General features: G+C 39.4%; 10 protein-coding genes. 1 reads left to right on the top strand and 9 read right to left on the bottom strand.

Annotated features, from left to right (window positions below):
• Positions 1 to 111: 111 nt before the first annotated feature.
• Positions 112 to 480: a helix-turn-helix domain-containing protein gene (locus tag DBR11_RS19215; protein WP_108554249.1), complete on the top strand. Its 369-nt coding sequence runs from the start codon at positions 112 to 114 to the stop codon at positions 478 to 480.
• Here the strand turns inward: DBR11_RS19215 and DBR11_RS19210 are convergent.
• From DBR11_RS19210 to DBR11_RS19175, 9 genes are all read right to left on the bottom strand, one after another.
• A complete protein-coding gene (locus DBR11_RS19210) occupies positions 477 to 668 on the bottom strand; it encodes a hypothetical protein (RefSeq protein WP_108554248.1) in 192 nt (63 codons plus the stop codon). The genes DBR11_RS19215 and DBR11_RS19210 overlap by 4 nt on opposite strands.
• Positions 665 to 814: a hypothetical protein gene (locus tag DBR11_RS29675; RefSeq protein ID WP_158275333.1), complete on the bottom strand. Its 150-nt coding sequence runs from the start codon at positions 812 to 814 to the stop codon at positions 665 to 667. The genes DBR11_RS19210 and DBR11_RS29675 overlap by 4 nt, the downstream gene beginning before the upstream one ends.
• Before the next feature lie 36 nt (positions 815 to 850).
• A complete protein-coding gene (locus tag DBR11_RS19205) occupies positions 851 to 1423 on the bottom strand; it encodes a CorA family divalent cation transporter (protein WP_108554247.1) in 573 nt (190 codons plus the stop codon).
• 177 nt (positions 1424 to 1600) lie between these two features.
• The gene (locus DBR11_RS19200) at positions 1601 to 2497 is read right to left on the bottom strand and encodes a hypothetical protein (RefSeq protein ID WP_108554246.1); all 897 of its coding nucleotides are present in this window, start codon (positions 2495 to 2497) and stop codon (positions 1601 to 1603) included.
• A 52-nt stretch (positions 2498 to 2549) separates the two neighbouring features.
• Positions 2550 to 3803: a family 16 glycosylhydrolase gene (locus DBR11_RS19195; RefSeq protein WP_108554245.1), complete on the bottom strand. Its 1254-nt coding sequence runs from the start codon at positions 3801 to 3803 to the stop codon at positions 2550 to 2552.
• Positions 3804 to 3846: 43 nt separating this feature from the next.
• Entirely contained in the window at positions 3847 to 5343 is a 1497-nt protein-coding gene (locus tag DBR11_RS19190; protein ID WP_108554244.1) for a RagB/SusD family nutrient uptake outer membrane protein, read from the bottom strand.
• Positions 5344 to 5407: 64 nt separating this feature from the next.
• The gene (locus DBR11_RS19185; protein WP_158275332.1) at positions 5408 to 8671 is read right to left on the bottom strand and encodes a TonB-dependent receptor; all 3264 of its coding nucleotides are present in this window, start codon (positions 8669 to 8671) and stop codon (positions 5408 to 5410) included.
• A 201-nt stretch (positions 8672 to 8872) separates the two neighbouring features.
• Positions 8873 to 10009 carry a FecR family protein gene (locus DBR11_RS19180; protein WP_108554242.1) on the bottom strand — a complete coding sequence of 379 codons (1137 nt, stop codon included), beginning with the start codon at positions 10007 to 10009 and terminating at the stop codon, positions 8873 to 8875.
• Between the two features lie 77 nt (positions 10010 to 10086).
• Positions 10087 to 10665: RNA polymerase sigma-70 factor (locus DBR11_RS19175; RefSeq protein ID WP_369974445.1), on the bottom strand; the 579-nt coding region annotated here is incomplete at its 5' end.

Raw genomic sequence — 10665 nt, 5'->3', positions numbered from 1 at the left:
ATCCATTTTTAATATTTCAAATTTGTTTCTCAAAGTTACTATCAATAGTTTATATTTGTAACTAACACAGTTTATTCTGGTTACCGCTGGGTAACTACAAATTTTAAGAATATGAGAGACGAGAGATTTTGCGCTTCGAATTGCTCCTTTACGAGAGCGATCGGCACGATTGGTAATAAATGGAAACCAATCATCATCAACGTGATCGGCACCCGTACCGTTCGTTTTGGACAGCTGGATTCCATCATTCCGCTCATTTCAAGAAAAGTCCTGGCCGAGCAACTCAAAGAGTTGGAAGAAGATGGATTGCTGGAAAGATTGGCCTATAAGGAACTGCCGCCGAGGGTAGAATATAAATTATCTGAGAAAGGCTTGGCTTTCTTGCCAATTTTAGAAAGCATCAAAGAATGGAATTGCAAATATGAGGTAGCTCCGATGCCTGGAAAAACGGATAAAAAAAGTAGGGTCACTTACGGCTAGTTTAATTCAATCGGCTCACCTAACCTAATATCTGATGAGACAGCAACACAAAAACCATAAAATGCTCTGAAGACAATCTCATTCTTAAAATAGACAATCCGCTGTTTTTTTTGGTTTTTAACTGTTTGAACAAAAAGTCTCATCTTCTCAGCAATCTCCTCATTTTTGAAGCCCTCTATGTAACTCATGGAAACAATTTTACTACATTGGTAGGTAAGTTTTGAATGGCCAGATAAATTTCCTTCAACGCCTCAGTTCTGATAATCTCATTAATATAACTTTGTTCCTGATCTCCAATTTCATTGGCAAAGGTCCCCCCATTTTTTCCGTGCATTTTTGGATAAAATTTCTCTTTGTTAGCTGTTTCGTTTCAAATATCAGCGAACTCCACATTGAGTACCAGCGCGACAATGAGAAAAACATGGCTTTCCGCATGGCAGAATACAGCATTGGAAAAGATCGTACTCGATAGCGTGGACAGTTCACTTCCAACGGCCTCCATGCTGTCGGCCGCCACGTTAACAATTGCTTCGATCAGCTCAATGAAAATATCTATGCTACTATTATTTGATAGATCACCGTCAATGCTCTCAGCCAGGTGCTTAAAGGCCAGGGATTCACCGTAACGCACAGACACCAGTAGGTTGGGAGTAAGCACGAAACCAAGGGGTGTTAAGGAACCCTGGCTAGATTCTGCAGGTACAAACGCGGGAATATTTAACCGCAATGTGTCGTTGGCAGATTTGAGCCGGCTGGATAATTCAATGGCACTAATTTGTTCTCGCACCGGCAATTTGCCACCAAGAATCAGCTCGGCCTGACTGCGTTCCTCATCGGTTGGATTAAGTAGGTCCAGCCACACAGGTGTATTGTTTGTATCTGTAATCACATCTGGATGCCACAGATGTGATTTGGTTGTATTTGAAAAGTGAAATGTCAGCATAATTTTTTCCAAAGAGAACAGAAGAGTAAACGTGTAATTATTATTTATGTTTTTACCAAAATTGACGAAGAGCCACTTTCCCCCAAATATACACCATTAAGAAATTATAAATTCCACATTTGCCTGGGAGTGTATTTTTGGAATATTTGCATCCGGTTGTACTTTCCCTATAGCACCTCATTTTAAACTAAATCCACTAAATACCCCAATATGCAAACTCAGCCCCTCTCTTGTAGCCTCATTAAATCGGGTTTTATCACTTTCACCTGTAGCTAAATAAAGTTCATCAACTCCTGTTCCTGTTACCCATCTAAAATAGTCTGCTCCGATATTGAAACCAATTTTTCGTGTAAGGAAAATCAATAATCCACTACTAGCTTCTATTCCATACCCCCTAGCCCCTTGTCTGAAACTTACAGGGTGCTTAAAAGCTTCAATCAAATTCCAATTGCCCTTTCCATTAAAATTAACTTGAGAATAAGCTACCCCAGATACCAGATTAACATTCCTTATTAAGCCCGCTGAGGAGTTAATCTTTATAAAAGGCCCCTTCCAAACTGCATTGTAACTACTATTCAATAGACCAAATTTTCCGCTATAATCCAGGACAGAATATAACTGATGGCTTATTCCAAAACCTAAAAAGGGCTTAAGGCTAAATTTTGTTTTTTTCACAAGATCATAACCTATACCCGTTTTCCAGGAATATGCATTCCCCGTACTGGCATCAAAACCCTCTGCATAGATAACTGAAGTTCGATCATCTCCATGATAATCCATATCATAGGCCCTCCCTGAATGGATATAAGTATGGTCATAATTACCCAGAAATAAAAACCGCTTAAAAAAAAGCAGTTCCAAAGAAACACCAATTTTACGGCTTTTAATAGCTTTCCATTTTAACTCTGAATATACATTTGGATTTTGCCCATCCATATTTCCAGCGATAGACCATTGAAAATGCTCTTGTTGAAGACCCGTAAGGAGCGATAACTTTACCCTTTCTCCAAGATCCTGCGCGTACAGGTCATTGAAAGATAGCAGGAACAGAAAGCCAATTAAAAAATGTCTCATTAGAATACAAAACGGGGCACTGTTCAGAAAAAAACAACGCCCCGATTTCATTTTAGAGTTTATTTACATAGAAATCATCTCCATAAGCCGTTCCAGCAGTCGGTTTATAAAAATATACCGTAGCAGAAGTATTTGTAGCACCAGTGGTAAAAGTAACAGCGCCTTCCTGATAAGTTGTACTGGTGATTAAGGTATTTACTGCTGAACCTCCATAATTTTTAACACCTATCATTACCGATTGCCCCGCCGTCGCCACTTTACCGAATCCCCCAAATGTATAAGTAGTATTTGGAAGTAAGCCAGTAACTACTTGTTCCAATGAGGTCTCACTCCCTTGTTCCAGCACAGCATAAGTACCGGTCCTTGCATTTGAGGTAGTTATTGCAGTACTGCCACCCGCAGGGTTCCAAGCTGCCCAGGGTGTCAGGGCGCCGGTTTCAAACCCGGTATTCACGAGTTCCTGTCCTTTGTAAATCCTTACCCAATCTACCTGCATATTAAAAGGAAGATCTGTATTTGTAATAGCTCCTGGCCATCCAGCCCCTCCAGATTGATTTAAGATTAAGTAAAAAGGCTTATCAAAAGGCCATTGCTGTGACGTTGCATTGGTGGCCTTAGAATAGGTATACTGAAGTACATCGTTTACGTAAAACTCAATGGAAGTAGGACTCCATACAATACCATAGATATTGTAATCTGTGGTGTTATAAGTAGCGGTATGGGTAGCAGAACTACCACCACTTGAATTGGTCACTAATCCATCATGTATAGTTTGGTGAACAACCGTTTCGTAATTAATATGCTCCATGATATCAATCTCTCCACTGTTTGGCCAATTTCCATAGGCAACAGGTGTTTCAGGCATCATCCAGATAGCTGGCCACGAGCCCTGACCCGATTTAAATTTTGCTCTAACTTCGACCTTCCCATACCTCATACTAAATTTAGTGGAAGTTTGAACACCACCAGAATGATAAGTAACATTATCACCAGCTATAACTGCATTATCCATTTTCAGCACTAAATTACTACCATCCTGGTATGCATAATCAGATGTCGAAGTTAAATATTTAGTCCATGCGGGGTTCCCTCTTGGACAAAATGTCCATTTAGCCGTGTCAAACAACCCAACAGTATTAAACTCATCCGACCAGACCAGCCTATAGCTGGATACCGTTCTGTTTACGGTAGTTTTGGAAAGATTGGTTGAATCTTCCTTAGTCACACTTAGATTTTTCTTACACGCACTTGCCATACTTGCTACCATAACTAATGCCCAGGCAACAGCATAAAAATTAATTTTCATAATTGTTTAGATTTAGTGTATATAGATTTGGTTAATTCAAGGCTTATTTCACCACTGGCAATGGTGCCCAATAAAAAGTATGTGAAGCATCATTTGGTACAGCTGCAAGTGCGACTTCTGAAACATCCCTATTTGAATTCGCTTTCCCGACAGTCTCTGTCCTGATTAGGTCAAACCATCTTGAAGCTGGTTCCAGACCTGCAAACTCCCAACCTCTCTCCGCTATAACTGCATCCCGGAAAGCCATTTGAGGCAAACCTGGGGTTAAGTTGGCCAGACCAGCCCTGGTTCTCACTGCATTAATCGCGTCATAAGCACTTTGATCTGGAGCAGAAGACATCGCTTTTGCCTCTGCATAGGTTAACAGTACTTCGGCATAGCGGATGATAAATATGGTATGACTTCCCCACCAGTCATTTGCCTTATGAGTTGCTTTATCATACGAAATATCATCTATGTATTTCATAAAATAAGGATGCTTATGTAGCAAACCCATATAATTAACAGCGGTGTTGGGGTTATTATTTAAATAATAAACACTCTGGTAGGTGGCTTCTTTTCTTGGACCGGCCGGAAAATTGTTATAAAAACTGATTTCTCCATATACTTCATCCCAACCGCCTTCTTCTCCGGCCATAGTGGTCAGCGGGCCCATCTGACTTCCATTTTCCCATGCCGAACCTGGTGCCTGATTATTGTAATAACAACCAAATACAGCTTCATGATTAAACTTACCTTCCTTTGCAAAAACATCGGCAAAATTAGGCAACAACTGGAATCCCCAGGTTGCTTTGTTATCCATTACTTCTTTGGCTTTAACTGCAGCCAAAGCATATTTATCACTTTGTTTAAGCGGCCAGCCCGCCATGGTTAGATACACGTTTGCCAACAACGCTTTAGCTGAACCTCTGGTAGGCTGAATATTGACTCCATTTTGATTTCTTACCCCAGTCCAGTTATCTGGCAACATGGTTTCTGCCTTTTGCAAATCGGAAACAATCAGGGTATAAATTTCCTGAGGTTGCACGTTCGGGCGATTGTTTTCAATAGAGGGCTCTGTAATTAGGGGCACAGCTCCCCAGGTACGTGTTAGAAAAAAATAGCTGATCGCCCTGTAAAAATAGGCTACACCAGCAGCATTATTTCTTTCTGTTGGCGTAGCTTCTGTGGCACCCGGATAATTCTGAATTAAGGAATTGGAAGATTTAATGGTTTTATAAAAATAATTCCACCAATTTGTCATTCTATCATTAGATGAGTTGGCTTGAAAACTGTCAAAATCGGAAAATCCAAGTTTATTTCCTCCCCTGAATACCGTTACGTCATCACTCCCGTAAGTTGTTGCAAGGCCACCTGTCTGGTTCCATGCCCCGTTAAAGATCATTGCTATGCCAAGAGTAGCCTGGTTTAAATCCTCAGAACTTTTATAAAAAGTTTGGGGAAGAATGCTTCCTTTTGGATCTTCCTCTAAAAACCCTTTTTTACAGGAAATCACAGATACCAATAGTATTGCAGATATAATTACAAGATATTTTTTCATCGTTATATAATTTTTTTAATGGTAATAAAGGTATCGCATGCTACCATTTTTATAATTTTAAAGCTTAAAAACCTACATTTAGTCCAAGGGTAATCGTTTTTGCCGATGGGTAAGCCCCCATATCAATACCTCCATCTGCATCGCTGGAAGAAGAGGTAGAGGTGGCTTCAGGATCATATCCTTTATATTTTGTAAAAGTCAAGTAGTTTTGAGCACTTACTGTGAATTTTGCATTGCGGAGGCTATGCAGCAATGTTTTTGAAAGCGAATAAGACAGACTGATATTCTTAACTCTTATATAACCACCATCCTGTAAAAATTGAGTAGATTCCACATACCTCCTACCGGTGGTACTGATGGGATTTGCCCAAACCGATCCTGTATTTTGAGGTGTCCAGTAATTGGCTGCTGCTGCAAGCGTTGGGTAAGCTACATCACTTGTCGGCACGGCAGTAGCTGCGTAAGTAGCGTTAAACACCTTATTACCATGGGAACCCTGAATGAATATATTCAGCTCAAAATTCTTGTATACAAAATTATTGTTAAAACCCCATTGAAAGGTCGGTGTAGCCGAGCCAGCAATTACCCTGTCTTCATATCCTATACTATGATTACCACTTACATCGGTGTACTTATTATCGCCGGCTTTGAAACCCATGGATGGGTCATCTGTACTGTACACACCATTCCATGGAATCAGATAAAAGGAACCTAGTGGCTCGCCAACTTTAACTGCCTGAATGTTGGTGTTAATGAGCCCACCGCCAATCTTATCCCTGAATATAATGTCATCTCCCCCAAGGCTAATCACCTTATTGTGGTTTATAGAGCCATTTAACCGGGTTGACCAGCTAAAATTTGCTGTTTTTACGGGGGTCGCATCAATCATCAGTTCAAATCCTTTATTATTTACTTCCCCTATATTTTTCAATAAAGAACCTCCTCCATCGTAATTGCTGATCTGTGTAAACAACAACAACCCAGTAGTATTTTTATTGTAAAAATCTGCGGTCAGGTTTAAACGGTTGCCGAAAAAGCTGGCGTCCAATCCGAGATCGGTCTGGTTGGTAGTTTCCCATTTCACGTTTGGTGTTTGCGGATTTCCTAAAACATAGCCCTGGTAGGTTGTTAAACTTCCATAAGAATACTGTGCGGGTGTCATTAAACCTAATGTACTGTAGGGCGCTATACCCTGGTTACCTGTTTTACCCCAGCTCCCTCGTAATTTCAAGTCAGAGAAAAGATTTAAATCCTTGATGAAAGACTCTTCAGATAGTTTCCAGCCCAAACTTAAAGAAGGAAAAGTTCCCCATTTATTTCCATCACTGAATTTAGATGAGCCATCTCTTCTTACTGAAGCGGTCAATAAATATTTACCTCCATATGAATAAGCCACCCTGCCCATAAAAGATAACAAAGACGAATTGGTATATCCCGATGAAATATTTTGGGAACCATTAAGCCCCAGGTTGTAATAACTGTTGGAAGTGGTGGTTAAACCAGACCCATTGGCGGCAAAATTGTTATATGTGCTTGAGGTATTCTCAGCTAGTAAAGTGGCTGTTAAATCATGTTTTTGAGCAAATAGTTTGTGAAAGGTTAAAACATTACTGTTTTGAAAGGTATAATTTTCACTTGCAGCCTGTCCAGACCCCATATTACCTGGGGTAATCCAATTATTCCTCAAAAAAGCTGTTCTTGCATTTGAAAGGTCCAATCCGGCATTAACGGTTAAGGAAAGCCAATCTGTAATTAGATATTTAGCCTTGCCATTAAAAATAGCTACATTATTAAAGATATCATTATCCGCCTCTTTGATATTCATGTAAGGATTGGTCCATATTGGGGATATGGCTGTACGGTTATATAACAATCCATCTGCGTCAGTAAATACTGGTGCCGTGGGTGCCCAGGTTAGGGCTCCCATTACTGCATTCCCTTTAGACCCAATATCGCCGTTATTATGTGAATTAATACGCTCTGCAAAGATGTTCAGACCTAAGCTGATTTTCTCTGTAATTTTAGTATCGAGATTAGACCTCAGGCTGAATTTTTTCTGGCTGCTGTTCACCAGCAAGCCTTGCTGATCAGTATAATATCCCGAAATATAGTATTTAGACTTTTCTGTTCCACCTGAAACCGAAAGCTGATGACTTTGTGTAATAGCATTACTAAAAATCATTTTTTGCCAGTCTGTGGTTTTACCTGCGTATGATTCTGGATTTTTAACTACGGTGCCTCCAGCAATTAAATTGGCTAGTTTTCCATAAGTTACGGCATCCATTAAATCATATTGCTTCATTGGCTTATTAAAGCCGATAAAACTATTATAATCTACTTTCACTATTCCGGATTTACCCGTTTTTGTAGTTACGATGACCACTCCGTTTGCTCCCCTGGATCCGTAAACAGCAGTAGCAGACGCATCTTTCAGGATTTCCATAGACTCAATATCATTGACATTGATTTCCTGTAAACCAATACTGGTTAATGCTATTCCATCAACAACATATAATGGATCATTACTTGCATTGACCGAGTTTCCACCTCTGATCCTTATTTTAACCTGTCCTCCTGGTGCTCCAGAACTATTGGTTACGACAGCACCTGCCACCCTTCCCTGTAAAGCCGAAGAGGCATTTAATACAGGCTGATCTTTATAATCATCGGAACTGATATGTGTAATTGCACCGGTAAGATCTTTTTTATTTTGTGTTCCATAACCTACCACCACCACGTCACTCAATTGATTTAGTTCTTCGGCCATTGCAAAATTCAATTCAGCGGTTTTACCTTCTGTAATTGTCACATCCTTCGTCTGACTGGTAAAACCAACATACGAAGCCGTCAGCTTGTATACGCCTGGTGCAACAGAGGAGATGATATAACTTCCATTTGTATCAGTACTGAATTGTTTTTTCGAGACATTTTCTTTAACCAGGCTAAGTACAACCCCCGGTATGGGAGTGCCGGTTTTTGCATCTGTTATTTTACCTCTTAGTGCGCCATTCACGGTTATCTCGAGCCTGGAACTTTGCCAAGGCTTCACAATGATGGTTTTATCTATAATTATATAGGTAAACGGCTGACCAGAAAAACATTCGTCAAGCACCTGTTTTATAGAGGCATTCTTTAAGGATAGAGACACGGGACGCGCATTTTTCAGGACATCAATATCATAAACAATTTCATATGACCTGAGCTTAATGATTTGCTTAAAGACCTTTTCGATGGGTGCATTCCTTTCAGAAATGGAAATACCTTGTGAGTAGACTTTGGCTTTCAGGCTAAAGTTAAAAAACAGCAATAAAATAACAGTTAATTTCATTGTTAAAAAAATTTTTGATAAGAGGAGATATTTCTTATCCCTGGAGGTCCGGTAAAATTTAAATTTCATACATTTATTTGGTTTGAGTTTTGATCATTAATTGCTGTCAGGCATTTATTAAATTTTGGAATTCAAGCCATTGCCGGGGGTGCTTCAACACTTCCGGCCTTTTTTGAATCATCCAAAAGAGGTTCAGTTTGATTAATTTAGCACAGTAACCTCCTTTCCTTCAACTTTGAAGTGGACTGATCCTGTTGATTCGAGTAATTTTAATATTTCTGATATTTTTTTCGAACGGGATATCATACCCCCAAATTGCTTAACCGGAATACTTCCTTTATAAACTACGCGCACATCGTACCAGCGTGAAATTCTGCGCATAATCATTTGCAAATCTTCATTCTTTAAAAGAAAATACCCCTGTTGCCATGCAACTGCATCTTCCACATCTGCCTGGTTTACCGCTATAGCACCATCAGACTTCTGCATAACAGATTCTTCTCCTGGTTTAAGGACCTTTTGTACCAAACTGTTGCCATTAGTTACTTTTACAGAACCTTCAAGTAATGAAGTCTTAATGCTTTGCTCATCAGGATAACTATTTATATTAAAATGCGTACCCAGTACCTCTATAATTTGTGTACCAGAAGTTACCATAAATGGTTTTTTCTTGTTCTTAGCTACTTCAAAATAGGCTTCACCTATTAATTTCACTTTTCTTTCTTTTCCTATAAACGCAGTGGGATATATCAGTGTAGATGCAGAATTTAGCCACACACGCGTGCCATCAGGTAACATTAGCATAAACTGCCCTCCTTTGGGTGTTTCCAATTTATTTAAAACCGCTAAGGCCGCCGATGCTTTGCCAGAATTATAAGCAATATGTCCATCTGCAGTTTTAAAGATCTTCGAATTTCCTTCTTTAGCCAGCAGTCCCTTTTTAGTACCCTCAAGTGTAAGTTGCTTCCCATTAGCCAGTGTTAAAATTGCTTTGTCCGTTCCAGGATCAATATCATTTATGGTATATCCGGTTTTTATACTGATATCTGTTTTAGCAGGATTATGAAAGAAAAGCACAGCAGCAGAAACTAAAATAAAAACAGCAGCAGCAATGTATATCAACCTTTGTATTACAGGAACTTTTGCTTCTTTAAGCATTCTGCCATTTAGGTTAGCCCACATAATCTTTTCTGCGGCTTCAAATGCTTCTTCCGATAAATTGAGTTCGTCTTCTTTCTTCCAGTCCAGATACCAGGTTTCCAGCCAGGCCTTTTCTTCAGGATTACAGGTACCAAAGCTATACTTCTTCAATAATTCTTTTGCATCTTTTTTTATCATAGCGTTCAGGAGGATAACTGACTTATAAAAACAAGACAGTTAAAGAATGGCAAGGGGGGATAAATATATTTCGGGGATTAAAAAAGAATAAAAAGTACAGCTCCCAAACGAGGTCTCAAGATTCTCAATGCTTTTTTTATCTGATCAGTCACTGTGCTTTCAGTGATATTTAATTCTTCAGCAATAGCCTTATGAGAAAGGTGTTGGTTACGGCTCATTTCAAAAACCAGACGCATCCTTGGGGGTAAAGCTGCAATTTCTTTTTCTATCAGGGCTTTTAGCTGTTTTTCTCTTATTAAGTGATCAGTGAGCACAGATCCCGTATCAAGAAAGTTTTGCAAGGAATCAACATAGTCCGATTCGATCTGTCTATGCGCAAGAAGATTAAGTATTTTATGACGTATGGCTGTATAAAGGTAGCCTCCAAAATTGGTATTAAAAGCTAAAATTTCTTTTTTAGCCCAAAGAGACGAAAAAACTTCCTGTACAATATCCTGAGCTTCTTCTTTATCTTTCAACCTTCTATACGCATGACCGTAGAGTAAACGATTATAACGGTTAAAGAGTTCTGTAAACGCCGCCTTGTCGGCAGATTTTAACATAGCGGTCAACTTAATATCACTCAAGTCTTGATAGCAAACAGCTTTATTTAAGTC

The sequence above is a fragment of the Pedobacter sp. HMWF019 genome (assembly GCF_003061025.1).
Taxonomy (GTDB): domain Bacteria; phylum Bacteroidota; class Bacteroidia; order Sphingobacteriales; family Sphingobacteriaceae; genus Pedobacter.
Note: the sequence above shows the minus strand (reverse complement) of the source record. Positions and strands in the feature narration are given on the sequence as shown.

What these genes read in the sequence shown, in the direction of transcription:
- DBR11_RS19215 (WP_108554249.1), top strand. Translation starts at nt 112, where the DNA reads ATGAGAGACGAGAGATTTTGCGCTTCGAATTGCTCCTTTACGAGAGCG.
- DBR11_RS19210 (WP_108554248.1), bottom strand. Translation starts at nt 668, where the DNA reads ATGAGTTACATAGAGGGCTTCAAAAATGAGGAGATTGCTGAGAAGATG.
- DBR11_RS29675 (WP_158275333.1), bottom strand. Translation starts at nt 814, where the DNA reads ATGCACGGAAAAAATGGGGGGACCTTTGCCAATGAAATTGGAGATCAG.
- DBR11_RS19205 (WP_108554247.1), bottom strand. Translation starts at nt 1,423, where the DNA reads ATGCTGACATTTCACTTTTCAAATACAACCAAATCACATCTGTGGCAT.
- DBR11_RS19200 (WP_108554246.1), bottom strand. Translation starts at nt 2,497, where the DNA reads ATGAGACATTTTTTAATTGGCTTTCTGTTCCTGCTATCTTTCAATGAC.
- DBR11_RS19195 (WP_108554245.1), bottom strand. Translation starts at nt 3,803, where the DNA reads ATGAAAATTAATTTTTATGCTGTTGCCTGGGCATTAGTTATGGTAGCA.
- DBR11_RS19190 (WP_108554244.1), bottom strand. Translation starts at nt 5,343, where the DNA reads ATGAAAAAATATCTTGTAATTATATCTGCAATACTATTGGTATCTGTG.
- DBR11_RS19185 (WP_158275332.1), bottom strand. Translation starts at nt 8,671, where the DNA reads ATGAAATTAACTGTTATTTTATTGCTGTTTTTTAACTTTAGCCTGAAA.
- DBR11_RS19180 (WP_108554242.1), bottom strand. Translation starts at nt 10,009, where the DNA reads ATGATAAAAAAAGATGCAAAAGAATTATTGAAGAAGTATAGCTTTGGT.